Below are 24,643 nucleotides of genomic sequence, written 5' to 3'. Positions count from 1 at the left end.
ATGACGCGGGGGCTTTCGGCATTCGAGTGAAACCCGCCTATTCCGCGGGTTTGGGTTTCTTCTTGAAGAGCCCCGCGAGATTGTCCCACAGTTCGATCTTCGCGCCCTGCCGCTTCATGATGATGCCCTGCTGGGTGATCGACAGGAAGTTGTTCCACGCCCAGTAAATCACCAGACCGGCCGGGAAGCTGGACAGCATGAACGTGAAGATCAGCGGCATCCAGTTGAAGATCATGGCCTGCGTCGGATCGGGAGGCGTCGGGTTCATGCGCATCTGCAGGAACATCGTCACACCCATGATCAGCGGCCAGACACCGATCATCAGGAACGCCGGAACAGTCCATGGAATGAGACCGAACAGGTTGAACACCGATGTCGGATCCGGCGCGGCCAGATCCTGGATCCAGCCGAAGAACGGCGCGTGGCGCATTTCAATGGTGACGTACAGCACCTTGTAGAGCGCGAAGAAGACCGGAATCTGGATCAGGATGGGCCAGCAACCGGCGATCGGGTTGATCTTCTCGGTCTTGTAGAGCTCCATCATGGCCTGCTGCTGCTTGACCTTGTCATCCGCATATTTTTCGCGGATTTCAGTCATCTTCGGCTGAACCAGCTTCATGCGCGCCATCGACGCATAGGACTTGTTGGCAAGCGGGAAGAACAGCGCCTTGAGCAGGACCGTGACAACGAGAATGGCCACGCCGAAGTTACCGATGGCCTTGTACAGCCAGTCGATGAGATAGAACATCGGCTCGGTGATGAAGTAGAACCAGCCCCAGTCGATCAGATTCTTGAACAATGGAATATGCAGGTTGTTCATATAGCCGTTGATCTTGCCAACTTCCTTGGCGCCGGCAAAAACGAGGTTCTCGATCGTTGTGGATTGGCCTGGCTCAATCGTTGTCGGATCGGACAGATAGTCGCTCTGATACTGCGGACGGCCATTGTCGAAGTAGGACATGCGCGCCTTGAAAGGCTTCGTTTGCGATGGAACAAGCGCAGCGGCCCAATATTTATCGGTGATGCCGATCCAGCCGCCAGTGTCCGTTTTCTCCGGAGAAACCTCTTTTTCCTTCTCGATTGCCGCGAATTTGTATTCGACCAGCTTTCCAGCGATCACGCCGATCGGACCTTCATGCAACACATAGGTGCTGGCATGCAGAGGCTTGTAGAACCGCGTGACACGACCGTAGGAGGCCAGTGAAACCGGTACGGACGTCCCGTTCGTCACGGCATCCTTGACCGTGAACATATAATTGTCGTCGACACTGAAGGTACGCTTGAAAACCAGGCCCTTTTCGTTGGTAAACGTCAGGGTAACCGGGGTCGACGGGCTAAGCTTGCTGTTGCCGTCCACTGTCCATACGGTCGTCGGACCGGGAACCGTGCCCGATGTCTCGTTGCCGGTGAACCCGATTTCGACAAATTGCCCGTCTGCCATTTGCGAAGGGCTTAACAGCTGAATGGTCGGTGAATTGTTGTCGACCGTTTCATGATACTGCTTGAGCTGCAGGTCATCCAGACGAGCGCCGGTCAGGCTGATGGATCCGCTGAGGCTTGGCGTGTCGATCTGCACGCGCGACGTCTGCCCGAGCGCGGCGGCACGGGTGATACTGCCGGCCTGAGCGGCATCCGGCGTCTGGCCGGGAATATTGGCACCGGGTGCGGCGGGTGTGGATGCCGGCAGATTGTTTGCTGGCGTACCGGCTGGCGTCGCGGGCTGCCCGGCAGCCTTGGTCTGCGCCTGGCGCGTGGCTTCAATCTGTGCCTGCTGCCGCTCGGCCTCGATCTTGGGGCCCATATAGAACACCTGCCACAGTCCCAGAATAACGACGGACAAGGCGATGGTGATAAAGAAATTACGATTGGTTTCCATTATCGGGTCCTGTTGGGCCGGTCATGTCTTGGGGAAACGCCGGTTTGGTATTTTTTGGAAACCCGTTTCGAGAGTTCCCGGGATAAGTCCGCAAATGGCGCATCAAGCGCGTCACGGCGAGCAACGATCACATAGTCGGTTCCGGGGGCCATGTCACCTGCAACATTGACGCGTACAGCCTCTTTCAGCCGGCGCTTGATGCGATTGCGGATAACGGCATTTCCGTTCTTTTTTGTGACTGTAAAACCAACACGCGGCGGACCTTTCCGGTCTTCGCGCTCCTTGACTTCGAGCAGAAAAAAGCCGCCGCGGCGTTTTTCTCCGGCCCGAACAGCCAAAAACTCCGCTCTCTTGCGAAGGCGGAGTGGTTTTTGATCATTCATTCCTGTAATGCCAACTTCGGCCAACCGCGCAAACCTGCGCGGAACGCCTTATGCCGACAACCGCTTGCGACCGCGAGCACGACGTGCAGCGATAACCTTGCGGCCGCCTGCAGTAGCCATACGGGCGCGAAACCCGTGACGACGTGCGCGGACAAGTTTGGATGGCTGATAAGTACGCTTCATTTGTTTAATACCGCGGTGTGCGGCCCTTCTTGTGGTCTGTTCTTTGACAGGAGCATATCAGGACCGCCATTGGCGCATACCAACACGCCGCCGGGGCGGTCAACCCGGACGTGCGCGGCTTATAGAGGCATGATACAGAGAAGTCAATTGATACCGGACAATTCACGCATAGGCAAAAATCGGGAAGTGATTTATTGTACGGGCGCAACGTTTGTCCTACATCGGGCATTGATGGAGCAAATATGGCGGTAACGCAACAGGATCAGCAACCGGCAGGCGCGCGTATGCACGCGGGTCGGCGCTTGCCGATCCTCAAACGCCTTTCGGGCAAGCTGTTGCGCCTCACCATCCTGTTCGGCCTCTTGGCCGAAGTGATGATTTTCGTTCCGACCATGGCCGATATGCGCATGCGCTGGCTTTCGGACCGCCTCAATACCGTTGCGGCGGCGAGTGTCGTGCTGGCGGCAAGCGACGACAAGGATATTCCGCAGAGCGTACAGAACGATGTGCTTCTTGCCACGGGCACCAAGGCGATTGCCCTGCGCGAAATGGGCGCGTCACGATTGCTGGCCGTGTCGGACATGCCGTCCAAGGTCGACCGGCATATCGACATGAGCGTCACTGACCCGTTGACCACGATCCGCGACGCATTCGATACACTCATCAATGGCGGCAACCGCATCATCCGCGTTTACGGTCCTATCGGCGAGACGGGCAAGGTCATCGAGCTCATCACGTCCGATGCGCCCCTGCGCAACGCGATGTTGCGTTATGCCCGCAATCTGACGCTGATTTCGATGTTCATTTCGGTCATTACCGCCGGCCTGGTCTTCCTTGCCATCAGCCACCTGCTTATCCGGCCGATCCAGCGCATGAGCGCAAACATGCTGGCCTTTGCCCAGCAGCCGGATGATCCGCAGCGGGTCATCCAGCCGGACAATCGCGAGGACGAGCTTGGCATTGCCCAGCGCGAGCTGGCCGACATGCAGCAGCGCTTGCAGCGCACATTGTCCGAGCAGAAACACCTGGCCGACCTTGGACTTGCCGTTTCCAAAATCAACCACGACATGCGCAACATTCTTGCGTCTGCCCAGCTCATGTCCGACCACCTCGCCAATGCCAGCGACCCCGCCATTCAACGCATGGTGCCGAAACTCGTACGGACGATCGACCGAGCCATCAACTACTCCCAGACCGTGCTTGCCTATGGCGGAACACAGGAACCGCCGCCACAGCGGCGCCGGGTGAAGCTGCACACCATCGTCAGCGACGTGGAAGAAATGCTCAATCTTGATACAAAGTCGGGGATTGAATTCAAAAACCTCGTACCGGAGAGTTTTGAGGTCGACGCGGATCCGGACCAGTTCTTCCGCGTGATTTCGAATCTCTGCCGCAATTCCGTTCAAGCCATGAGCGGCGTTACGGGTGATGACATCTCCATCGTCAAACGGCTGACAATTACGGCAGGACAAATTGGCGCCACATCGATCATCGGCATTGAGGATACCGGCCCGGGACTGCCGCCCAAGGCGCGCGAGAACCTGTTCACCGCATTCAAAGGCTCGGCCCGCTCCGGCGGCACCGGGCTCGGCCTTGCCATTGTGCACGAGCTGGTTCGGGCGCATGGCGGCACCATTGAACTGCGCGGCGGCGAAGGCGCCGGCACAAGTTTTGAAATCCGCATACCGGATCAACCCGTCTCTCTCGCCGAATGGCGCTCGCGCCGGGATTCAATATCGTGATATGACACTCGCAAATGAGTGATTATCTTCCCACCTACTGGCCCCAGATCTTCTTTGTCCTTTCCATCGTCCTCGGTGTTCCCGCCGCGGTCCATGCGGCCATGACGAAGGAGGAGGTGCGCGCGGCCATTGGCTGGGTCGGCGTCATCATCCTCTCCCCGGTGATCGGCGCGGTCATTTATGCGGTCGCCGGCATCAACCGGATCAGGCGCTCCTCCATAAGCTCGCAGCGCGCTTTCCTCCACGAAATCGGTCAGGATCACCTGATGCGTTTCGATGCGGATGAAGGGAATGTCCTTGCGCATTTCGGGCAACGCTTTGCCGCCATGAAAACGCTCGGCGACCGGGTGAGCCGCTGCCGCCTGACAACCGGCAACGACGTCGCCATGCTGCAAAGCGGAGACGATGCCTACCGTTCGATGATCGACCATATCAACGCAGCTCAGCGCAGCATTCTGCTCGAGACCTACATTTTCGACCGGGACAAGATCGGCTTTCGCGTGGCAGATGCGTTGATTGCCGCTGTTCAGCGCGGCATTGAAGTCCGTGTTCTCATCGACGCTGTCGGGGCCCGCTATTCCATACCGAGTATTGTCGGCTATCTGAAAAAAGGCGGCGTGCGCACCGACGTGTTCAATGGCAACATCATCATCGGCTTGCGCCTGCCCTATGCGAACCTGCGGACCCACCGCAAGATTCTGATTGTCGACGGGACGACGGCGTTTACCGGCGGCATGAACATTCGCGCCGGTTTTTCCGAAGAAATTGCCGGCAAGGACCATGCGCGCGATACCCATTTCCGATTGACCGGCCCGATTGTCACCGACCTCTTCCATATCGCGTCGGAAGACTGGCGCTTCACCACCGGCGAACAGCTGGCTGGCGATCCCTGGCTGATCGCTTCACCGGACACGCCGGCGGGCGATCCCGTCTTTATCCGGGCTGTCCCGGCCGGGCCGGACAAGAGCGTGGAAGCCAATCATCGCATGCTGATGGGGGCGTTTTCCGTGGCGCGAAACCATATCCGGATCATGTCGCCCTATTTCCTGCCGGATCGCGAACTGATCAGCGCTCTGGTGACCGCAGCGCGGCGGGGCGTCGAGGTTGATATCGTCGTGCCGGCGGTCAACAATCTGAAACTCGTTGATCGCGCGATGACCGCGCAATTCGACCAGATTCTCAAGAGCCATTGCCGCATCTGGCGCGCCAGCGGCAATTTCAACCATTCCAAACTTCTGGCCATTGACGGACAGTGGGCCTATGTCGGGTCGTCGAATCTTGATCCGCGGTCATTGCGCCTCAACTTCGAAGTTGACCTGGAGATCATAGACGCGGCATTTGCGGAAAAAGTGGAAGGGCTCATCGAGACGGCCATTGAAACCGCAAAGCCGGTCCTGTTGCAAAGCCTGCGCGCCCGTTCATTCTGGGTGCGGCTGCTCGACCGGATTATCTGGCTAGGCTCGCCCTATCTCTGATCTCCGCCGTTTCGGCCAAGGCCCCCTTCAGGTCGACATAGGCCTTGATCGGCAGGTGATCCGATGCCACGCGGGCAAGCGGCGTGTCATGCACCTCGATGCCAGTGACCAGACTGTGCGGATGGCCGAGCACGCGATCCAGCGCCAGAACCGGAAAACGCGAGGGGAAACTGGGCACTGCATTCTTCATCGGATCGAAGACCGGATGCAGGAAATGCAATGACGATCCCCTGCCGACACGCCATTCATTCAGATCGCCGAGCAAAAGCGTCGGGCGAGAAGGATCCGCATGAACTGCATCGAGGATCGCCTCGGATTGCTGCATGCGGGAATGCCGCAGCAGGCCAAGATGCGCGGCGATGATGCGCAGAGGACCCGCTTCAAGATCGAGGTCGACCACCAGAGCGCCGCGCGGCTCAAGCCCCGGCAGTCTCAGCTGCTGCACCCGCCGCACGACACCTTCACGGAAAAGCAGCAGATTGCCGTGCCAGCCGTGTCCCTTGGGGTAGAGCGACGCCACACGCACGGGCACAAGATTGTTCTCGCGTTCCAGCCGGGCAAGATCGAGCAGGCCGGACCGTTCGCCGAAGCGTTTGTCCGCCTCCTGCACAGCGACAACGTCTGCGCCAAGTTCACCGATGACGTGGGCAATGCGGTCCGGATCGAACTTCTTATCGATGCCGACGCACTTATGGACATTGTAGGACGCAATGACGGTATCGTTCCGCACGACCTTGGTCACGCCAGTCGGGCGCTTGTTGCGGTTCTTGACCGCCGCGAGGATGCTGGCTGAGACACTGGGTCTTGTGTGCCGCATTGGCTTCTTGCTGTCCATGCATAAGAGATATGTCGGGTTCGCGCGAATGGCAAGCAAATGAAGTGGGCGCGCCGCCAAGATAACGATTGCTCCTTTCGTCTCTGCTACCAAGGACCAATTTCACCCAGAATAATCCGCTGATACATAGTTCTGACTACAGCAACTGACATCAAGCTATGAGCAAACGGTTTGAGCAAATGCAACGCAATCCGAATGCCGATTGGCGGATTGAAGATGTTGCAGCGATTTGCATGGAGTTTGAACTGCGGTGCGAAAAACCTCGTTCCGGCAGTTCCCACTATAAAATCTCGCATCCGTCGCAGCGCGCAATTTTGACCGTGCCTTTTAATAGACCCGTCAAACCTGTATATATACGCAAACTCATTGAGTTCATTGAAGCGGTGAAAAGTGCACCATGACCTACTATGATTATTCGGTGATTGTTTCCCCGCTACCCCATGCAGACGGTGGCGGTTTCATTGCCTATGTTCCAGATCTACCCGGCTGCATGAGCGACGGGAACACGCCCGAGGAAGCGGTGCGCAATGCGCACGATGCCATAACGGCATGGCTCGAAGCCGCAACCGATCACGGATTGCCCATTCCACCGGTATCGCAGAAACCAGCGCTCGCGAAATAACGCTCGAAAACAGCTGCAGATTTGGTCTAAACCCGGTTGCCAACGAAATGCGCCAGCTGGGCACCCACTTCGTAGTATCCCTCGCGCAGGGTGCGCAGGCCTTCTTCCCGGGGTTTCGTCACCGGCAAAGGCAGGTCGGCATCGGATATCCTGCCGGCGATGTGTTCAGCCAGGACCCGGCCGAAGACCGTGCCCGGAGCGATGCCGCGTCCGTTGTAACCGCTGAAACTGATGATCTTCGGCGCGAGGGTGTGGAATCGCGGCAGGTTGTCGTTGGTCATGCCGATCTGGCCGTACCAGCCCGCCTCAAACGTCACATCCCTGATCTGCGGGAACAGTTTGCGGATCGACCGGGCAGCCCATGCCTTGTGGACGGCCATTCCCGTACCGCGCAGCGCACCCACACTGCCGAACACGAGGCGGCCGCGCTGGTCCATCCGGAACGAACTCAGTATCTCCTTGGTGTCCCAGCCGCCCTGGCGCTCGGGCAAAACCGTGTTGCGCACGTCTTCCGGCAGCGGCGTCGTGGCAAAATTGAAATAGGGCAGATGCAGGAGTTCGGCCCGCAGTTCCGGCCAGGGTGACGTCGTATAGGCGTTGGTTGCCACGACGACCCATTCGGCCGACACGGTTCCTGATGGCATATTGACGATCCAGCGGTCGCCGGAGCGGGTCGTGGATGTCACCGGGGTTCCCGTATGGACGGCAACGCCAGCGGCAATGGCAGCGGTTGCAAGGCCGCGCACATAGGCCAGCGGCTGGATCGTGCCGGCGCGATTGTCCAGCAGCGAAGCGGCATAGGCGGTCGAGCCGACCTTCTCTGCGGTTTCCTCTGCGCCCAGCAGGCGGACGGCCGCGCCGCGTGCCAGCCACTGCTCAGCCCGCTGTTCCAGCTGTTTGACGCCGCTCTTACCGACGGCGCAGTGCAAGGTACCCTTGCGCTCGAGTTCGCAGGCGATCTTGTGCTTGTCGACGAGATTGAACACGGATTGCGGTGCATTGCCGAGCAGTTCCAGCAAACGTTCGCCATGCACCTGCCCCAGAACCTGCGGCAGGTCATTGGGCATTACCCACATGCCGGCATTGACCAGACCGACATTGCGGCCTGATCCGCCATAGCCGATGTCGACGGCATCGAGAACGGCAACGCTTGCGCCTGTTTCAGCCAGATGCAGGGCGGCTGACAATCCGGTAAAACCGGCGCCGATGACGGCGACATCAACGGAAATATTGCCCGCCAGCTTCTGTGTTGCGGGCGCGGGCGGCGCGGTCTTTTCCCAGAGGCCGTGGGAGCGTTCATCATTCAGCATGGGGTCACCGTCGGGTCGGTCCGGCCTTTGCCGGCAATCTTGCACAGACTCATCGTCCATTCTGCTTATAAGCCGCGTTTTCGGCAACGAAAGTGAAATTCGTTGAAGAGGTGATGCGGTGGGCGAATGACCCACAAGGTCTGGACCCTAGGGACGTTTGCTGACCTGATCAGCGATCCATGCAAAAAAGCTCTGGGCCATGGGATTTTCTTTCTTGTGGTCCGGCACGACGAGATAATAGCTGTTCTCTGTCGTCAGCGGCTGATCGAACAACACCTGCAAGCGGCCGGACGCCAATTCGTGCTCGATGAGATAACGCGGCACCAGGGCAAAACCAAGTCCTGCCAGCGCAGCTTCGATCACCATGGAAAAATGCTCGAAACGATGGCCCTTATAGGGGCTGACCACCTCCGCCTGTACCAATTCAAACCAGTCGGCCCAGGCTTTCGGCCGCGTCGAAAGGTGCAGCAGCGGTGCCGAGCCGGCAAGCTCGGCCGGGGTGACGACGGGATTGGCGGCCAGCAGTTCCGGGCTGCCGACGGGAACAATCATTTCACTGCAAAGATATGTGCAGGTGGCATGAGCCCAGACCGGCTGACCGTAATGGATTGCCAGATCAAACGGCTCTTCCTCGAAATCAAAGGGTTGCGAGCGCGATGCAACGCTCAAGGCCATATCCGGATAGAGCCGCAGAAAATCCGGCAGGCGCGGCATCAGCCAGCGGCTGCCGAAGGTCGGCAATGTTGCAATGCTCAGGGATGACGCCGATTGCGATGCCGCCATGGCCCGCAGCATGGTTTCCTCGGTCAGCCCAAGCAGGCGGCGCACTTCGGGCAGGAATTTCTGCCCGGCGTCGGACAGAACCACCCTTTGCCGGATGCGCTCGAAAAGCAGGACGCCGATCTGGCTTTCCAGCTCGCTCATCTGGCGGCTGACGGCACTCTGCGTGAGGTTCAGCTCCTTTGCCGCCTGCGTGAAGCTGCCATGGCGCGCCGCGCACTCGAAGGTTTGCAGGATATCGATGTCAGGAATCAGACGGCGGCTCAACTTCATTCTTATCTCGCATCAACCCAGTTCAATTCATCGCAATCTTTGGCGATATCATCACTCTATAATCCAGTTTGAGCATGACAGCGATAGTTTATGCTGTTGCAGCAACAAAGCGGAACAGAACACGATGAAATCAGGCACGTTTACGTCATCCGACGTGATCAGGGCGTCCTTTTCGGCCGCCATGTCATCCATGTACCGGACAGAGGTTCCTGCCTATGGCACACTCATGTCCCTGGTTGCCGAGGTGAACGGCAAGACACTGGCAACATCCCCGGAACTGAAGGACCAGTTGCAGGAAACCGATACGCTTGACCGCATATCGGAAGAGCGCCACGGCGCGATCCGCGTCGGCACGCCGGAAGAGCTGTCCATGCTGCGCCGCGTCTTCGCTGTTATGGGCATGTATCCCGTCGGCTATTACGATTTGAGCGAGGCGGGTGTTCCCGTCCATTCCACGGCTTTCCGTCCGGTCGATGATGCCGCGCTGAAGATCAATCCGTTTCGGGTGTTCACGTCGCTGCTGCGCCTCAACCTGATCGGCGATGCCGGCTTGCGGAAAAAGGCGCGTGCCATTCTGGACGCGCGGCAGATTTTCACCGACAAGGCCATTGCGCTCGTTGAAAAGGCTGAAGCCCAAGGCGGCCTTGGTTCTGACGACGCCGCAATATTCGTGAGCGAAATTCTCGAGACATTTCGCTGGCACGACCGGGCGAGCGTCAGCGGCACGCTGTACCAGCGCCTGCACGATGCCCACCGGCTCATTGCCGATGTCGTCTCGTTCAAGGGACCGCACATCAATCACCTGACGCCGCGCACCCTCGACATCGATGCGGTGCAGGAGCTGATGCCGGAACACGGCATTTCTCCCAAGGCGGTCATTGAAGGCCCGCCCACGCGCGCCTGCCCCATCCTCTTGCGCCAGACATCGTTCAAGGCGCTGGAAGAGAATGTATCGTTTCAAAATCTCGACGGCACATGGGAAACGGGCTCGCATACCGCACGCTTTGGCGAAATCGAACAGCGCGGCATTGCACTGACACCAAAGGGCCGGGCCCTCTATGACAGACTGCTGAATGACACCCGCAAGATCATTCGTCCGGCGGCTGATGGCTCCAACGCGAAAGCTTATATCGCCGCCCTGTCGGACACGTTCAAAGCGTTTCCCGACAATTGGGCGGACATTCGCCGCGACGGTCTCGGCTATTTCCGCTATTCGGTCGTCGAGAGTTTTGCGGGCCGCGTGACCACGCGCGAGGCCGGGGATATCGAGATCTTGATCGCACGCGGTGCCGTGCGGTTCGACCCGATCGTCTACGAGGATTTTCTCCCCGTCAGCGCTGCAGGTATTTTCCAATCCAATCTTGGAGATGAAGCGAGCCAGAAATTTGTCGCCAGCCCCAGCCAGCGCGAATTCGAAAATGATCTCGGTACGGCGGTCCTCGACGAATTTGCCCATTATGCCGGGCTCGAACAGGCCTCCATCCAACAATGCCTGCAAATACTGCGCCCTGCGGCACTTGCAAGTTGAACACTCATTTGACCTTATTGCGGCCTCTCCGGCAAAAGTCCGGCGCTCACCGCACGGTCAGACAAAAGATATGTAAAGGGAAGGCAAAATGACGATTGCTCAAGATGTAAAAACACTCCTCGCAAAGCTTGGCGTGGCCGAAGCCGCCTATACCGGTGGAACAATGGCTTCCTACAGCCCGGTCACCGGCGAGAAGATTGCCGATATTGCCGTTCATTCGGCGGCCGATACAGCCAAGGCCATTGAACAGGCCGATGCGGCCTTCCGCGAATGGCGCCTTGTTCCGGCACCCAAGCGCGGTGAACTTGTTCGCCTCTTTGGCGAAGAGCTGCGGGCACTGAAGACGGAACTCGGACGCCTCGTCTCGATTGAAGCGGGAAAAATTCCATCCGAAGGGCTCGGCGAAGTGCAGGAAATGATCGACATCTGCGATTTCGCGGTCGGCCTTTCCCGCCAGCTCTACGGCCTGACCATTGCAACGGAACGTCCGGGGCATCGCATGATGGAAACCTGGCATCCCCTCGGCGTTGTCGGCGTCATTTCCGCCTTCAACTTCCCGGTTGCCGTCTGGTCGTGGAATACGGCGCTTGCCCTCGTGTGCGGCAACGCCGTTGTCTGGAAGCCATCGGAAAAGACACCGCTCACCGCCCTCGCCTGCCAGGCCATCTTCGACCGGGCGGTCGCGCGCTTCGGTGACGTGCCGGCCGGCCTGACCAAGACATTGATGGGTGACCGGACCATCGGCGAAGCTCTGGTCGATCATCCCAAGGTTGCGCTCGTCTCGGCAACCGGCTCGACCCGCATGGGCCGCGAAGTCGGCCCGCGTCTGGCCAAGCGTTTTGCCCGTTCGATCCTTGAGCTCGGCGGCAACAATGCCGGTATCGTCTGCCCGTCAGCCGATCTCGACATGGCGCTGCGCGCCATCGCCTTCGGTGCCATGGGAACGGCCGGTCAGCGCTGCACCACCCTGCGCCGCCTCTTCGTGCATGAAAGCGTCTACGACACGCTCGTTCCACGCCTGAAGAAGGCCTATGAGAGCGTTTCCGTCGGCAGCCCGATCGAGACATCGGCCCTCGTCGGCCCGTTGATCGACAAGGCCGCTTTCGACAATATGCAGAAGGCAGTGCAAGAAGCCGTCACCCACGGCGGCAAGGTTACCGGCGGCGCCCGCGTGGATACATCGCATCCGAATGCCTACTACGTCCGTCCTGCCCTTATCGAAATGCCGAAGCAGGCCGGTCCGGTGACCGAGGAGACCTTTGCTCCAATCCTCTACGTGATGAAATACAGCGATTTCGACAAGGCGATTGCCGATCACAACGCGGTTGGCGCGGGCCTGTCGTCGTCCATCTTCACCCTCGACCTGCAGGAAGCCGAACGCTTCCTCAGCGCGGATGGATCGGACTGCGGTATTGCCAACGTCAACATCGGCACCTCAGGCGCTGAAATCGGCGGCGCTTTCGGCGGCGAAAAGGAAACGGGCGGCGGCCGCGAATCCGGCTCGGATGCCTGGAAGGCCTATATGCGCCGCGCCACAAACACCGTCAATTACTCCAAGGCATTGCCTTTGGCCCAGGGTGTTTCCTTCGACATCGACTGATCGATATCCCTGACCGCAACAATACAGCCCCCGGCCTTTCAGTCCGGGGGCTTCTTATTGTCGAGACAAGGCTCAAGCAGCGTCTATTCGAATGGAGTCATCGCCAGCAGGCCGCATGTTTTATTAAAATTTTATACTTTGGGTAATCCCATCCATTCATTTGCGTAAATACTTCTTTCGCCCATTTTATATTTGTTTACTTAAATATCACTCTGACCATTTCAAACCTGTTCAAAACAGCAAATAACTCTCCTCTTAAGTTAGACTTAAGATGACAAACAATAGAGTTATCCAAGAAAAGAATTCAAAGCAGGGAACAAACGTATGTTGACAGTATACAATTGTATCGTCAATCAGCACGATATCAGGCTTGTCTTTCTTGCCGCCGCCATCTGTATCTTTTCTTGCCTGACAGCTGTTGATCTTCTTCGCCACGCCCGCAACTCGGCACATCAAGCCGTTTGGCTGAGCGTTTCCGCGGTTTCCTGCGGCTTCGGCATCTGGGCCACGCATTTCATTGCGATGATGGCGTTTTCACCCGGCCTGCCCAACGGCTATGATGGCCTTCTCACCATACTATCCCTCGTCATAGCCGTGCTCGTCACAGGTCTTGGTGCGTATACCGCAATCACCGCCAGATGGCAGAATGCGGATCTTGCCGGCGGAGCCATTATCGGCGCCGGTATCGCCGCCATGCATTTTACCGGCATGGCCGCCTTTGAGGTTGAAGGCAGAATTACCTGGGATCCCACTCTTGTCGCGGTGTCCATTGGTGCCGGCATTGTCCTTGGCGCTTTCGCCGTCCGCCTAGCGCTGGCCAAAGCGGAGGACAAAACCCGTCATGCGGCAGCCGGCATGCTGACCCTGGCGATTTGCAGCCACCATTTCATTGCCATGGGCGCGGTCGCGATCATTCCGGATTCGTCCATCTCCGTTCCGGCAAATGCACTACCCGCCAGCCTTATTGCCATAACCGTGGCGCTGGTGAGCACCCTTATTCTCGTCGCCAGCTCGATTGCGTTCACGGTCGACGTTCATAACCGCAGAAACAAGCTCGAACTGCAGCGCATGCACAAGCTGGTCAACGCAGCTGTGGAAGGATTGGTCATCTGCGACGGAGACCTCATTGTAACCGCCAATGAAAGTTTCCTGACATTGGCAACCATGGAGAGCGCCTCCCTTGAAGGCACCTCGCTGGCAACCTTCCTGCCCGATACGCGCCTGCGCTCCAAATTGCTGAGTGATCAGAATGAACTGATCGAGGCCGATCTTGTGGGCGGCGATGGCCAACTCGTCCCTGTGGAACTCATCGCCCACACGATCGACTTCAATGGCAAATGGCATCGCGCTCTTGCGGTCCGCGACCTGCGTTCGCGCAAGGAAGCGGAGGCGCACATCAGCTATCTCGCGCACCATGACGCGCTCACCGGACTGCCCAACCGCCGCAATTTCAATGCCCGTCTCGACCAGTTGATTGCAACTGCGGCAAGCGGCGAAGAAACCTATCTCGCATTGTTCTGCCTCGACCTTGACCGGTTCAAGGAAGTCAACGACCTGTTCGGCCATGCGGCCGGCGACGATATACTGCAGCGGGTTTCGGGGGCGATCACGCGGCTGCTCGGCAAGGACGACATGCTGGCGCGCCTTGGCGGCGATGAATTTGCCGTTCTCGTCCCCGGGCTCGTCACACCGACGGCGGCCTGCCGTCTGGCTGACAGAATCCTCGAAGCACTGCAGTCGGAGAATTCGAACTCCCCGATCGGTTTCCTGATTTCAACCAGCATCGGGATTGCCATCTTTCCTGTCGACGCGACCGATCGCGAAACCTTGCTAAACCAGGCCGACACGGCCCTTTACCAGGCCAAGGCGGAAGGCCGTAACACCTATCGTTTCTTTGAAGCAAAAATGGGGGCCCAGGCCAGGGAGCGGCGCCTGATAGAGCACGACCTGCGCAATGCCCTGCAGCGCAATGAGCTGCGGCTGGTCTATCAGCCGCAGATCCGGATGGACACGGGCGCGATCACCGGCTTCGAAGCCCTGATGCGCTGGCACAATCCGCGCCAGGGCGATATTTCGCCTACGGTCTTTATCCCCATCGCCGAAGAGAGCGGCATCATTTTGCAGCTTGGCGAATGGGCGTTGCGGGAAGCTTGCCGCGAAGCGGCCAGCTGGGACAAGCCCCTGTCTGTTGCCGTCAATGTCTCCGCCGTGCAACTCTACAGCCACGATTTTACCCAACGCGTGCACAGCGCCTTGCTGCACACGGGCCTGCCGGCACACCGGCTTGAGCTCGAGATCACCGAAACCGCACTTATAAAGGATACCAACCGCGCCCTGACCACGTTGCGCCAGTTGAAGACACTCGGCGTGCGTATCGCCATGGACGATTTCGGTACGGGCTATTCCTCGCTGTCGAACGTCCGCGCCTTCCCGTTTGACATGATCAAGATTGACCGCTCCTTCATCAAATCGGTCGACAAGAACGAACAGGCCGCCGCCATCGTCAAGGCGGTGCTCGGCCTTGGCCGGGGTCTGGGCATGCCGGTTCTTGCTGAAGGCATTGAAACCCCGGACGAACTGGAGTTCCTGATGGGCGAATCATGCAGCGCCGGGCAAGGATTCTATCTGGGCATGCCGGGCCCCATGGAGGGTTTCCGGCATCTCGTCAGCGACGGGACGCAACCGGTGGACAAGAAACTCGTCGCACTCTGACATCGTTCTGGACGCGGCGCCGCGCAGGGGAGCCGCTTTCCATCGATTGACCCACGGCACCTCTGTCCCATCCTTTCCCGCGACACGCTGTTCAGGCACGGGACTGCTTTACGCGTCGGAATATTGTCGCCTTATTTTAGAAACATCACGGAAACAAAACGCTACAAACCGGAAATATTGTCGCAATGTTCCCGCTCCATAAAGAGCAAGTAAAATGATTTTGTATTCTCGAATCACAGAAGAATACATTTCTTCTTCCCGCAGGTGGCCGTGAGAAATATTTCGACTTTACCAACAATACTGCTAGCCGGAATGATGCTCTCCACAAGCGCTGACAGTGTATTTGCTGCAGAGCGGCCACCATCACGCAAAGAGCTTTGCGTGAAATTCCAGGCAGAGGTTCATCAAGCAATCATCGAGCATGCCGAGGCTCCCCGGGCGGCCAAGGCAAAATCACTGCAGAAAAAGGCTATCCGCTTTTGTGCAAGCAATCGGCAGGCACAGGGCATACGGACCTTTGCAAAAGCACTGAAAGTACTCGGTGTGCAACCCGCCAATAATTGACGGTTGCATCACAACAGCCCCAACTGAGAGGAAACGGCATTATGAAAAAGTCACTCTACACAGCACTCGGTCTTGCACTTGCCCTTGCATTCTCTGCGCCTGTGCTCGCCACCAGCAGCACCACGGCATCGGCAGCACCGATGAAGAAGCATCATCACATGAAGAAGCATCATCGCCACATGAAGAAGCATCATCGCCATCATCGTCATCATGCAAAGAAGATGTAACAACAGCGGCTTGATTTGAACGACCCTTAAAATGATGCTGGCCAGCGGACGCCGTTGACTGGCATCATTTTGTTTTGACGCTTGATCATCTGCATTCTTGACCTGCCTCGGCGGGGATCACTACCGGTTGCGGGTCTGCCGGTTTATCGCAAGGTTCCGGTCCTGAATATCCCGTATCAACGTATCATTCATCTCGGACAGGGATGACGGGGCGCCCTGCATCCCCGGCGGAACGGGGCTCATGCCCGATGGTTTTGTGCGGATCGCCCTCCCGCTGTTTCCGCGCACGGCGGCAAGGGAGGCAGGGACCATCCGGCCGGCCCCGCCTTGCAAGACATCGCCGATCCATTGTTGGGCGCCGCCAGCTATGCGGGCGCTCAATGGGACAATCTGCGCGAGAAGAAACAATCCCGAAAAACAGACCAGCACAAAGGGCGCGATTTCCTTGATGGTTGGAACCGCCCCCTGATCCATCGACACTTTCAAGGCGATCACAACCTCTTTGATGATCAGCAGGAAGAAACTCAGAAACGCATAGAAGAAAATCGGCACGAGCATTGTCTGAATGGCAACGCTCAGCCAGCCGGAAAAGAACCGCGACACGCCCTGAAACAGCAGCATCACAATGAAACCGGGGGCCAATGCCAGGACAATCCACAATGCGAGCTTCGAGAACAGCATCAGGAAAACTGCATATCCGACAAACAAGGCTGCAGCGATCCAGACAATGCCGGAATGCAAGGAAGACAACAGCCCGTCTGCCGGCGGCGCTCCCCTGATGCCCGGGCCGGATTTGGCTGCGGGATCGGCATCCGGCGGCGCCTGTTTTGCCACCGGAACTGGCGTGACCACACCCGCGGCCGGCGCAGACATCCGCGCCGAAGCCATAAGCGCTATCTGATAGAAATCATGGAGATCCCGTTCAACCGTCGTTTGCGACATGGCGCCACGCCCGACATTGACGATGTTGTTCATCATGACCGCAGAGATGGCCGTGGGAATGCCCGAGATGACACCATAGGCCAAGGTTTGAATTGGTCCCCACCCCGTGGCAATCGAGAAGATGATGGCGATGCGAAACAGGCGGAAGGCGATGTCAATGACGCTGCTTTCACCCCGGCCCTGCCAAAACCTGAATCCCCAGAATACCAGGTAGAGCACCAGCAGCCCGGACAAGACAGGCGTGAGCTGATTGGCAAAAGCCCCGTATGTGGACGCCGTGAAACTTCTGCCAAGACGATCGATATTGTCCGACATCAGAGCGATGTAATTGGGTGCTTCCGGCAAGGCCATGGTTCAGGTCTCAAACCCGAACAAGGCAACCAGCGCTTCATTCACCGGCCTGAGCGGCCCGCAGTCGCGTGTCGTTGCGGCAAACGAGAACAAACCTGGGGAACAGGGGGCTTTCAACCTCTGATCGCTCCCGCAGGCGGTGCCCGTCATCAGGATGCACAGCAGCAGGCAGATGGTGCGAAACGTCATGTCTTGTCTCCGGGGCGGCAAAAGGCAGGCAGCCATTTCTGCGGATCATCACCCAGATGACGGCGCAGGGCAGTCAGTTCCTCGATTGTATCGGCGCGGGCGGATAAAACCTTGATCAGGTCATCCATGCCGTTCAGGCGCAGCCGTGCAATGACCGATTCCTGTCCATGCTTGATCAGGAACGACCGGCTTGACGCGTCGGCTGTCCGTATCCACTGAATTTCCCGTGCCGAGAGACCAAAGCCCGTGGTGTGGCTTTGCAGATCGGCATGCGGATTGGGGAAAAAGATGTGCGTTGCACTCTGCTCCATCAGCGTATTGGCAAGCGCAGAGGACGCGATGTCCGATGCACTTTGCGTGCCGAAGCCGACAACGCCGTTGAACTTCCGGATGGTCTTCATCTTGTCCTTGATGAAGGCGGCAAAAATATCGTCATCGAGAAGCCGCCAGCCCTCATCCAGGAAAATCAGCAGCGGGTTGCCGTCGAGCAATTCGTCCAGCCGATGGAAAATATACATCAGCGCCGCACTGCGGATGAGCGGGTCATCGAGCACCTTTGTCATGTCAAATCCCGCAACATCGGACCATGTGAAGTGATCCCTGGGGTTGTTGAACAACCAGCCAAGCTGGTCCGGGCGCAGCCATTTGTCGAAACGGGAGAGAAGATCATCGCCGCCGGCGCGCAGGCGCCCGCGCAGCAGGGAACCGAAGGCGCCCAACGAGCGCATGTCCGGACCTGAGGCAAAGATTTGCGCAATGGCCGAGCGGAGGACGCTTTCCTCCCCGGCGGGCAGCCTTGTGCCATCCGGCCGCCGCACCATGAGCGAAAACAGCTGGAACAGGAATTCGCGGTTGGGTCCCGTGTCAGGCAGGGACAGCGGATTGAAGCCCGAGGGCTCTCCGGGCTCCAGGACGGCATAATTGCCTCCCAGCGCCCGGATGAAGATTTCGGCACCGCGATCCTTGTCGAAGAAAATGCAGCGTGGCTTTGGCGCGATGCGTTGCGACTGCGCCATCAGAAACGAAAGGGCCACCGTCTTGCCGGAGCCGGAGGGGCCGATCATGGTGAAATTTCCAAGATCGCGCACGTGGAAATTGAAAAAATAGGCGGTTTGACTCGTCGTCTCCAGCAATGAAATCGCGCTGCCCCAATGATTGCCGTCGGATTTGCCGCTCGGGAAATTATGCAATGACAGGAACCCCGAAAAGTTCTTCGAGGAGATCATGGCCGAGCGGGCGATATAGGAGAAATTCCCGGGCAATTGCGCCCAGAAGGCCGGTTCGCAATTCAGGTCTTCGCGCAACCAGAGAATGGCCTGATCCGTCAGGGTGGCGCCGACGGCGCGGATGCAGTGATCAAGCTCTGTCTTGTCGTCGCCGAGGCACATGATGGAGAAATGGTGACTGCCGTAAATCGAACGCGCGCCCAGCAGTTCGTCACGAGCGCTGTTGAGCTGGCTGCCCACCACGGAACCGGCTTCATCGGCCATGGCGATCTGCCGGGAGACGCGCTCTATCTGCGCCTGCACCACAGGCTTGTCGACAATCGCGAAGCTTTGGCTGACGATAAACTCATGCGGGACCTTCAAAAGCCCATCGAGCAGCAGCGGTCCGGTATAGGGTGGATATTCCCGGATGGAAAGCATGGCGCCCAGCCTGCTGTTGTCAGGCGGGGTCGATCCGACGAACTCGATGGCATTGCGGCCGAAGTGCAGCCGTTTCATCGCCAGCGCCCCGTCAAGCGGCATGCGCGGCAACCGCATTTTGACCGGTTCCAGGCCGTTCACGATCTGGACGAGGAACTCCAGCGGTTCGGAAAAATAGACCCCCGGTTGCGGCTCGCGAATACCAAGGCATCGCGCGCCGTAATCCTGCAGGACATCCCGGATGTTGAGAACGGCATCCTGCAGTTCGCGCAGATCCTGCGCTTCGCCGGAGGCCCCGCCATCATCGGACGCCTTGGCAAACAGACGCCGCGTCACCTTGTCGATGACGCCGACCTGCCCGCGCAGGGGACGGCGGACGATGGTGACGTACATGTCATTGACGAACATGCGCTGCTGCTTGAGTTGCGCCATGTATCGCCGGTTCAATTCATCGGCGAAGGGGTTGTCGAACCTGCCTGCGAGGCCCGGTTGAATGCGGCGGCGTATCATATGGCCATAGACGGCATAGCGGCTGCTGCCGAGGGATCGCAACAGGGTGTTGCGTGCTTCCAGCTTGCCGTTCAACTGCGCCATATCGGCTGTCTCGAAACAGAAGCCGTCGAGTTTCAGAACACTCAACAGATAGCCATCCCGGGTGCGCAACACCGTGTCATCCACGTGGCGTGTATAGGGGATGTGGGCCGCAACGGAGCGCTCGCGCTGGCTCGACGAACCAAACCACATCTCCCGGCGGACGGGACGGCTGGTCATGGACGGTCACCGGCTGCATAGCTTCTGATGCCCCAGACCGCTTTGGATTGCGGCGGCGCCTTCGACATCTTCACGCGCAGAATGGTGAAAATCTGATCGTCCAGCAATGTGAGAAAATAACCAAGGCTGTGGATCGGCAGGACAAGCAAAAGCATGAGCAGGTTCTTCGTTGCCAGGAATGTGCATGCGGTCACGACGATGTTGAACATGGCGAACATGTAGGGAACCCCGAACAGCGTCGGCGCGCGGGTCAGGGCTTTGACCAGAGGCACGAGATCTGGCGCATCATCCGTGATCATCTCAGTGCCCCAACGCACTCTGGAAGAAGGCGACGATCTGCGTCGACCCGAACACCAGGACAATCCCCATGATCACCGACCCGGCAATGCCCCAGGTGAAGCGCCCGGTCCAGGCGAGAAACCCGCAGCTGATGACGGCCAGGATGGCAATCATCGAGGCAATCGGCCCGGTGAGGATGCCGATGAGGGTCTGCAGGACAGACTGCACCGGCTGCAGCCCCGTCTGGGCATGGGCGCCCTGGACCAGAACGCAAAGAGCTATCCAGGCCGCTATCCCGCGGGTGACGATACGCCCGGCGAGCGACGGCGACAGGGCGATTTTGACAATAAACGAATGAAAAAACACTTTGATTACTCCACGTGAAGAACAAATCCTTGCGTCCATGCGCCGATACTGACTGCATCGGGTTTGTCCGGCGCTTTCCTGCCTTGATGGGCGGCTTTCCCAAGCACTTTGCGATCACCGAGCGGCCGCCAGTCGTAGACGTCGGAAAGCACGGCCGCGATGTAACGGACCGTCTCTGGATAGAGCGGAATGCCACCGTTTTGCTCCACGGCAAGCTCGCCGGCATTGTAGGCGGCGAGGACATAGAGCGGATTGGCATATTTCGCTTGCAGGTGTTTCAGATACCGCACGCCGCCACGGACATTGTCCTCCGGGTCGCAAATATCCACCTCGAACCTGCGTGCGGTTGCCGGCATCAGTTGCATCAGGCCGATGGCACCGGCGCTGGAGACGCTATCCATGCGAAAGCCGCTTTCCTGCCGGGCCACAGCGACGACAAGCGCCACATCGGCATGCTCCTCCCTGGCGATGCGCTGGACCAGCGCCTTGCCATCTTCGGCCGAAGGCACGCGTTTGAACTGACATACCGCCATATCCGCCGCCGGTTGCGGTGCTGTGGTTCTTTCGCCGGATGCCGTGATCTTGACCGGCGGCATGCCGGGATCGTTGGCTTCGACGGCGCGGGCTGCTTCCGGGACAGTCAGGCCAAGCAGGCAAAGACCGATCAGAACCCGCCTTGGCCGATGCGCTGTGCGGGCAAAACGGCCTGTGTAGACGGCAGCAGGACTGCTGAACCTGTTTGCCACGCTGCTCATGGGGCACCGCGCGCGCGACGGCCGGAGGCGTTCCACAACATGTTTCCCTGTACGGCAGCGGGGCGCCCGGTCTGCCTGACATAGGGAGCGTAAAAAATCTCGGATACGGCGCCGGGCCGACCCTCTTTACGGCCCAGTTGCACGACAATCGGCAGCGTTGCATGCAGATGATCGATGATTTCCGGTTTTGAAAGACCGCCACCCCCGCCAAAGCCGCTTTGCATGACCAGCATTGCCAAGCGTTCATAGGCCGCACGCGGAGAATTTGCGTGAACCGTGGAAAGCGAACCGGGATGCCCCGTGTTGATGGCCTGCAGGAAATCCAGCGCCTCGCCGCCGCGCACTTCCCCAAGGAGCAGGCGGTCGGGGCGCAAGCGCAGCGACGCTTCCACCAAACGCCGCATGTCCACCTGTGCGATGTTCTGATTGCCCCGTGATGCGATCAGCCGGACATGGTTGCCATGCGGCGGCATGAGTTCGGGTGTATCCTCGATTGTGATGATCCGCTCATGCCCCGGTATTTCCCGCATCAAGGCGTTGAGAAACGTCGTCTTTCCCGTTCCCGTCCCGCCTGAAATGATTATGGAGATACGATGACGCAGCGCCGAATGGAGGAATTGCGCGATATCGCCCGCATCGAGGTGGTCGCACAGGGCCTGTTCCTCGTCGGTCAAGGCATCGGCCCCACCGGTTACCCGCGCGCAGAGAAGCGCACCGGCCTCGGCATAGTCGGAGAGCGACAGATCACGAACGATCTTCCGCCGGATGGCGATGGCGCCTCCGTCCGGTGCCGCGGGCGGCAGCACCACCTGAACACGCGAACCATCCGGCAGGGATGCGGAAAGCAGCGGTTCTTCTTCATTGACAAACTGATGACTGGCGGCGGCGACCCGCTCCGCCATGAAGCAGATCCGCTCGCGCGTCATCTCCGGAAGGTTGAGTGCAACCATACCCGCCTGCAGCGCGCCTGAACCATATTCGACGAAAACCCTGTGCGGTTCATTGATGCAGATCTCGATGACATCCTGCCGTTCCAGCAGCGATTGCAGTGGCGCAAAGGCCAGCGAGATCAGATCGTCGTTGCGGGAGACCATGCCCATCAGGAAGCCTCGTGCGGCACAAAACCCCGGAAGGCGGGTGCGTGCGGGTTTCTATTGCCCATAGCCGTCGCGCCCCCGTTTGAGCTCCCGCAGCTTTTCGCGCACCGGATCCGGGTAGAGATCGGAAAAATCGAGATCACGGCGGACAAAGATGGCAACCGGCGTTCCCTGATTGATGGTGATCGTGGGTGGAATGTTCAGTGATCCCTTCAAGGCCTCCCCTGCGACCTGAGCAAAGGTTTGCGTCGCAACCGCAGCGCCCTTTGCCGCCATGTTCGCGCCGATATCGATATTGGGACGGGTCGTGACGGTCCGGACTTCATTGGTCTTCGGATCAACATAGGTCGTCGTCACCGGGCCTGAATTCAGGCTGGACGATGTGTCCGTGGAAGCCAATATTTGACCGCCGGCGGAAATCGCACTGAGCAGGATCGCAGAACCATACCGCTCGAAAACATGCCTGTTCACATGGCCGTCCATTCCGGAGCGGCCAAGCTCATCCGTTCCGATGGAAGCGAGATTGATGGACACGCCGTCCGACCGCAACAGCCGGGTCCAGACGATGAATGCCCTTGTCTGTCCCTGCGCCAGTCCTGCGTTGTATTCGCCGATCAGCCGCGTGCCCGATGGCACGAGAATCCGCCTTCCGTCGAACGACCAGACATCATCCGTTGTTATGGCCCGCACCATTCCCGGCAGGTCGGTTTGGACTGACGTTTCGAGGACACCCCGCACAATAGTGCCCTGCGGCACCAGTGCGTCGATGCGCGGGTTCTTTTCAGCCTTGGCCGTTTCGGCGGATTTTCCGGACAGGGAGGCGAGAAACTGGTCGTTCGGATTGGCGGCCTGAAACGTATCCGGGCTTTTCGGTTTCTCGTCGGTACCCCTCTCATTGTGGGCCGGCTCACCCGCGGTGCCCAGTTCCGAAACGATCATCGGCGAACGGTAGCGGTCCTGTTGCTTCGCATGATAGGCCGCCTCCTCCGCCTCGGCACGGCGGCGTGCTTCTTCCTCGGCGCTGCGCCGCTGACGTTCCGCATCGTCACTGTTGCCCGCCCTTCCTTCAATCACCGCCGCGGCTTGCGGCAGAAGCGGTGCTGCTTTCCGTTCGGGCGGCGGCGTGAGATTGAGCTGGCCCGCACGGGATGGCAGGAAAGCTTCGTCGGACACAGCGCGCTCGCCTTGCGGCGGCCGCGGGTGGCTGAACAGCGGCAAGGCAAAAAGCCCGGTTGCCCCTGCCGCAAGACATAGGCCAACGATGCCGGCCCGCAACGTGCGCTTTGGTTCCAGCAGGCGGGAACCTGTCCCTGCCTCGATATCCAGACTGCGATGGTAGTCGAGATCGGGCATCGCTTATCTCCAGCGCCGCTTGGAGGCGGGAGCATCGGCGATGACAGCCGGCGCTGCGACAACCGATGGCGCTGTTTGCCTGTTCAGATTGAACAGGCAGGTCGCATAACCGCCGTGCCGCAGCATCCACTGCTTCGCAATCTTGTCGACAACGATATAGTCTCCCTCACGCCGGTAATTGGCGAGGATTTCGCGCTTGCCTCCTTCAACACTGAAGATCGCCGGAACATCGCCCCGGAACCGGAACCATGTCTTCACGCCGTCATCAAAAGCCTCGGCTGGTTTAAGCGCACGGTCGCCGCGAAAATGATAATCCGTATTGGCATCTTCATGGCGGAACCCGGCGCGGTTTGGTTCCGATACCAGCCGCTGCGCCTGAGCCAGAAGCTTGGCGTCCATCTCCACGTCGGGATACCGGAACCTGATCATGTAGGTCTGGTCAGACTGCGAATCCGGATGCGCACGCAGGACGAAAGTGTAGACATGCTTGTCGCTGACGATGTTCATGTTCGTCGCGGCTTTCGGCTCCACCGGCTTGAGGAAAATGATATTGCCCTTCTTGTTGGGCTCGATTTTCCAGGAAATACTGTCGCCAACGGCAACCGTTTCGATTTTTTCCGTGTCGCCCAAAACGATCATCGTCGACACGCCGTAGGTTGCATCGACCGCGACGACGTTGCTGGGGTTGTAACTCACCGTCCTGACACGGGCATCCGTGGTGCCGCGGCGCGGCACCACTTCCGCCTGCGCCACATGGACGACCGCTGCCATCGTTAATGCGACG

The 24,643-nt window shown here is 58.9% G+C and carries 23 protein-coding genes and 1 pseudogene; 9 read left to right on the top strand and 15 right to left on the bottom strand.

All coding sequences use genetic code 11. The features are described 5' to 3' along the window. Positions 1–37 precede the first annotated feature (37 nt). The 3 genes and pseudogenes from yidC to rpmH all read right to left on the bottom strand — a co-directional run bounded on the left by yidC (position 38) and on the right by rpmH (position 2,442). Positions 38–1,876, bottom strand: a complete 1,839-nt coding sequence (yidC, locus tag ACZ5FP_RS04785; RefSeq protein ID WP_346308421.1) for a membrane protein insertase YidC — start codon at positions 1,874–1,876, stop codon at positions 38–40. Next, positions 1,860–2,259, bottom strand: a pseudogene (gene rnpA, locus ACZ5FP_RS04780) (ribonuclease P protein component). Before rnpA ends, yidC begins: the two are co-directional and overlap by 17 nt. A gap of 48 nt (positions 2,260–2,307) precedes the next feature. Beyond that, a complete protein-coding gene (rpmH, locus tag ACZ5FP_RS04775) occupies positions 2,308–2,442 on the bottom strand; it encodes a 50S ribosomal protein L34 (RefSeq protein ID WP_040853797.1) in 135 nt (44 codons plus the stop codon). A gap of 242 nt (positions 2,443–2,684) precedes the next feature. Here rpmH and ACZ5FP_RS04770 point away from each other — a divergent pair, with 242 nt between their 5' ends. Beyond that, positions 2,685–4,184 carry an ATP-binding protein gene (locus ACZ5FP_RS04770; RefSeq protein ID WP_464662460.1) on the top strand — a complete coding sequence of 500 codons (1,500 nt, stop codon included), beginning with the start codon at positions 2,685–2,687 and terminating at the stop codon, positions 4,182–4,184. A gap of 14 nt (positions 4,185–4,198) precedes the next feature. After that, positions 4,199–5,659, top strand: coding sequence for a phospholipase D-like domain-containing protein (locus ACZ5FP_RS04765; protein WP_223612127.1), 1,461 nt, complete (start codon positions 4,199–4,201; stop codon positions 5,657–5,659). On the opposite strand, the gene ACZ5FP_RS04760 is transcribed toward ACZ5FP_RS04765, so the two are convergent. Beyond that, the gene (locus ACZ5FP_RS04760; RefSeq protein ID WP_346308419.1) at positions 5,631–6,476 is read right to left on the bottom strand and encodes an endonuclease/exonuclease/phosphatase family protein; all 846 of its coding nucleotides are present in this window, start codon (positions 6,474–6,476) and stop codon (positions 5,631–5,633) included. The two genes, ACZ5FP_RS04765 and ACZ5FP_RS04760, sit on opposite strands and share 29 nt — an antisense overlap. A 176-nt stretch (positions 6,477–6,652) precedes the next feature. Between ACZ5FP_RS04760 and ACZ5FP_RS04755 the strand changes: the two genes are divergently transcribed. Both ACZ5FP_RS04755 and ACZ5FP_RS04750 read left to right on the top strand, forming a co-directional pair. Continuing rightward, positions 6,653–6,895, top strand: coding sequence for a type II toxin-antitoxin system HicA family toxin (locus ACZ5FP_RS04755; protein WP_464662458.1), 243 nt, complete (start codon positions 6,653–6,655; stop codon positions 6,893–6,895). Then, entirely contained in the window at positions 6,892–7,116 is a 225-nt protein-coding gene (locus tag ACZ5FP_RS04750; RefSeq protein ID WP_464662456.1) for a type II toxin-antitoxin system HicB family antitoxin, read from the top strand. Before ACZ5FP_RS04755 ends, ACZ5FP_RS04750 begins: the two co-directional genes overlap by 4 nt. A 26-nt stretch (positions 7,117–7,142) precedes the next feature. Here the strand turns inward: ACZ5FP_RS04750 and ACZ5FP_RS04745 are convergent, their stop codons facing one another. Continuing rightward, positions 7,143–8,426, bottom strand: coding sequence for an NAD(P)/FAD-dependent oxidoreductase (locus tag ACZ5FP_RS04745; RefSeq protein WP_464662454.1), 1,284 nt, complete (start codon positions 8,424–8,426; stop codon positions 7,143–7,145). 147 nt (positions 8,427–8,573) lie between these two features. Then, positions 8,574–9,479 carry a LysR family transcriptional regulator gene (locus ACZ5FP_RS04740; RefSeq protein WP_464662452.1) on the bottom strand — a complete coding sequence of 302 codons (906 nt, stop codon included), beginning with the start codon at positions 9,477–9,479 and terminating at the stop codon, positions 8,574–8,576. Between the two features lie 124 nt (positions 9,480–9,603). Between ACZ5FP_RS04740 and hglS the strand changes: the two genes are divergently transcribed. The 5 genes from hglS to ACZ5FP_RS04715 all read left to right on the top strand — a co-directional run bounded on the left by hglS (position 9,604) and on the right by ACZ5FP_RS04715 (position 16,110). Next, positions 9,604–11,007: a 2-oxoadipate dioxygenase/decarboxylase HglS gene (gene hglS / locus ACZ5FP_RS04735; RefSeq protein WP_464662450.1), complete on the top strand. Its 1,404-nt coding sequence runs from the start codon at positions 9,604–9,606 to the stop codon at positions 11,005–11,007. An 88-nt stretch (positions 11,008–11,095) separates the two neighbouring features. After that, positions 11,096–12,607: an L-piperidine-6-carboxylate dehydrogenase gene (amaB, locus tag ACZ5FP_RS04730; RefSeq protein WP_464662449.1), complete on the top strand. Its 1,512-nt coding sequence runs from the start codon at positions 11,096–11,098 to the stop codon at positions 12,605–12,607. 324 nt (positions 12,608–12,931) lie between these two features. Then, a complete protein-coding gene (locus tag ACZ5FP_RS04725) occupies positions 12,932–15,319 on the top strand; it encodes an EAL domain-containing protein (protein WP_464662447.1) in 2,388 nt (795 codons plus the stop codon). A gap of 270 nt (positions 15,320–15,589) precedes the next feature. Then, the gene (locus tag ACZ5FP_RS04720) at positions 15,590–15,883 is read left to right on the top strand and encodes a hypothetical protein (protein ID WP_426136614.1); all 294 of its coding nucleotides are present in this window, start codon (positions 15,590–15,592) and stop codon (positions 15,881–15,883) included. A gap of 41 nt (positions 15,884–15,924) precedes the next feature. Further along, the gene (locus ACZ5FP_RS04715; protein ID WP_105737844.1) at positions 15,925–16,110 is read left to right on the top strand and encodes a hypothetical protein; all 186 of its coding nucleotides are present in this window, start codon (positions 15,925–15,927) and stop codon (positions 16,108–16,110) included. A gap of 120 nt (positions 16,111–16,230) precedes the next feature. On the opposite strand, the gene ACZ5FP_RS04710 is transcribed toward ACZ5FP_RS04715, so the two are convergent. The 9 genes from ACZ5FP_RS04710 to ACZ5FP_RS04670 form a co-directional block, all read right to left on the bottom strand. Next, positions 16,231–17,403: a TrbL/VirB6 family protein gene (locus ACZ5FP_RS04710; RefSeq protein WP_464662445.1), complete on the bottom strand. Its 1,173-nt coding sequence runs from the start codon at positions 17,401–17,403 to the stop codon at positions 16,231–16,233. Between the two features lie 3 nt (positions 17,404–17,406). Further along, a complete protein-coding gene (locus ACZ5FP_RS04705) occupies positions 17,407–17,592 on the bottom strand; it encodes a hypothetical protein (RefSeq protein ID WP_464662443.1) in 186 nt (61 codons plus the stop codon). Continuing rightward, entirely contained in the window at positions 17,589–20,009 is a 2,421-nt protein-coding gene (locus tag ACZ5FP_RS04700) for a VirB4 family type IV secretion/conjugal transfer ATPase (RefSeq protein ID WP_464662441.1), read from the bottom strand. The genes ACZ5FP_RS04705 and ACZ5FP_RS04700 overlap by 4 nt, the downstream gene beginning before the upstream one ends. Then, a complete protein-coding gene (locus ACZ5FP_RS04695) occupies positions 20,006–20,308 on the bottom strand; it encodes a VirB3 family type IV secretion system protein (protein ID WP_464662439.1) in 303 nt (100 codons plus the stop codon). Before ACZ5FP_RS04695 ends, ACZ5FP_RS04700 begins: the two co-directional genes overlap by 4 nt. A gap of 1 nt (position 20,309) precedes the next feature. After that, positions 20,310–20,597 (bottom strand): TrbC/VirB2 family type IV secretion system protein, encoded by a 288-nt coding sequence (locus tag ACZ5FP_RS04690; protein ID WP_464663171.1) that lies wholly within the window; start codon positions 20,595–20,597, stop codon positions 20,310–20,312. Between the two features lie 62 nt (positions 20,598–20,659). Then, positions 20,660–21,409 carry a lytic transglycosylase domain-containing protein gene (locus ACZ5FP_RS04685; protein ID WP_464662437.1) on the bottom strand — a complete coding sequence of 250 codons (750 nt, stop codon included), beginning with the start codon at positions 21,407–21,409 and terminating at the stop codon, positions 20,660–20,662. After that, positions 21,406–22,509, bottom strand: coding sequence for a P-type DNA transfer ATPase VirB11 (gene virB11, locus ACZ5FP_RS04680; protein ID WP_464662436.1), 1,104 nt, complete (start codon positions 22,507–22,509; stop codon positions 21,406–21,408). The genes ACZ5FP_RS04685 and virB11 overlap by 4 nt, the downstream gene beginning before the upstream one ends. A 51-nt stretch (positions 22,510–22,560) precedes the next feature. Beyond that, a complete protein-coding gene (virB10, locus tag ACZ5FP_RS04675) occupies positions 22,561–23,859 on the bottom strand; it encodes a type IV secretion system protein VirB10 (protein WP_464662434.1) in 1,299 nt (432 codons plus the stop codon). 3 nt (positions 23,860–23,862) lie between these two features. After that, a complete protein-coding gene (locus ACZ5FP_RS04670; RefSeq protein ID WP_464662433.1) occupies positions 23,863–24,630 on the bottom strand; it encodes a TrbG/VirB9 family P-type conjugative transfer protein in 768 nt (255 codons plus the stop codon). Positions 24,631–24,643 lie beyond the last annotated feature (13 nt).

The sequence above is a fragment of the Phyllobacterium sp. T2-21 genome (assembly GCF_055378485.1).
The sequence above is the reverse complement of the archived record's forward strand: the minus strand, read 5'-3'. Positions and strand labels throughout refer to the sequence as shown.

What these genes read in the sequence shown, in the direction of transcription:
- ACZ5FP_RS04710 (WP_464662445.1), bottom strand. Translation starts at nt 17,403, where the DNA reads ATGGCCTTGCCGGAAGCACCCAATTACATCGCTCTGATGTCGGACAAT.
- virB10 (WP_464662434.1), bottom strand. Translation starts at nt 23,859, where the DNA reads ATGCCCGATCTCGACTACCATCGCAGTCTGGATATCGAGGCAGGGACA.
- yidC (WP_346308421.1), bottom strand. Translation starts at nt 1,876, where the DNA reads ATGGAAACCAATCGTAATTTCTTTATCACCATCGCCTTGTCCGTCGTT.
- ACZ5FP_RS04670 (WP_464662433.1), bottom strand. Translation starts at nt 24,630, where the DNA reads ATGGCAGCGGTCGTCCATGTGGCGCAGGCGGAAGTGGTGCCGCGCCGC.
- ACZ5FP_RS04750 (WP_464662456.1), top strand. Translation starts at nt 6,892, where the DNA reads ATGACCTACTATGATTATTCGGTGATTGTTTCCCCGCTACCCCATGCA.
- ACZ5FP_RS04755 (WP_464662458.1), top strand. Translation starts at nt 6,653, where the DNA reads ATGAGCAAACGGTTTGAGCAAATGCAACGCAATCCGAATGCCGATTGG.
- ACZ5FP_RS04725 (WP_464662447.1), top strand. Translation starts at nt 12,932, where the DNA reads ATGTTGACAGTATACAATTGTATCGTCAATCAGCACGATATCAGGCTT.
- ACZ5FP_RS04760 (WP_346308419.1), bottom strand. Translation starts at nt 6,476, where the DNA reads ATGCGGCACACAAGACCCAGTGTCTCAGCCAGCATCCTCGCGGCGGTC.
- ACZ5FP_RS04700 (WP_464662441.1), bottom strand. Translation starts at nt 20,009, where the DNA reads ATGACCAGCCGTCCCGTCCGCCGGGAGATGTGGTTTGGTTCGTCGAGC.
- hglS (WP_464662450.1), top strand. Translation starts at nt 9,604, where the DNA reads ATGAAATCAGGCACGTTTACGTCATCCGACGTGATCAGGGCGTCCTTT.
- virB11 (WP_464662436.1), bottom strand. Translation starts at nt 22,509, where the DNA reads ATGGGCATGGTCTCCCGCAACGACGATCTGATCTCGCTGGCCTTTGCG.
- ACZ5FP_RS04765 (WP_223612127.1), top strand. Translation starts at nt 4,199, where the DNA reads ATGAGTGATTATCTTCCCACCTACTGGCCCCAGATCTTCTTTGTCCTT.
- amaB (WP_464662449.1), top strand. Translation starts at nt 11,096, where the DNA reads ATGACGATTGCTCAAGATGTAAAAACACTCCTCGCAAAGCTTGGCGTG.
- ACZ5FP_RS04745 (WP_464662454.1), bottom strand. Translation starts at nt 8,426, where the DNA reads ATGCTGAATGATGAACGCTCCCACGGCCTCTGGGAAAAGACCGCGCCG.
- ACZ5FP_RS04740 (WP_464662452.1), bottom strand. Translation starts at nt 9,479, where the DNA reads ATGAAGTTGAGCCGCCGTCTGATTCCTGACATCGATATCCTGCAAACC.
- ACZ5FP_RS04770 (WP_464662460.1), top strand. Translation starts at nt 2,685, where the DNA reads ATGGCGGTAACGCAACAGGATCAGCAACCGGCAGGCGCGCGTATGCAC.
- ACZ5FP_RS04705 (WP_464662443.1), bottom strand. Translation starts at nt 17,592, where the DNA reads ATGACGTTTCGCACCATCTGCCTGCTGCTGTGCATCCTGATGACGGGC.
- ACZ5FP_RS04685 (WP_464662437.1), bottom strand. Translation starts at nt 21,409, where the DNA reads ATGAGCAGCGTGGCAAACAGGTTCAGCAGTCCTGCTGCCGTCTACACA.
- ACZ5FP_RS04715 (WP_105737844.1), top strand. Translation starts at nt 15,925, where the DNA reads ATGAAAAAGTCACTCTACACAGCACTCGGTCTTGCACTTGCCCTTGCA.
- ACZ5FP_RS04695 (WP_464662439.1), bottom strand. Translation starts at nt 20,308, where the DNA reads ATGATCACGGATGATGCGCCAGATCTCGTGCCTCTGGTCAAAGCCCTG.
- rpmH (WP_040853797.1), bottom strand. Translation starts at nt 2,442, where the DNA reads ATGAAGCGTACTTATCAGCCATCCAAACTTGTCCGCGCACGTCGTCAC.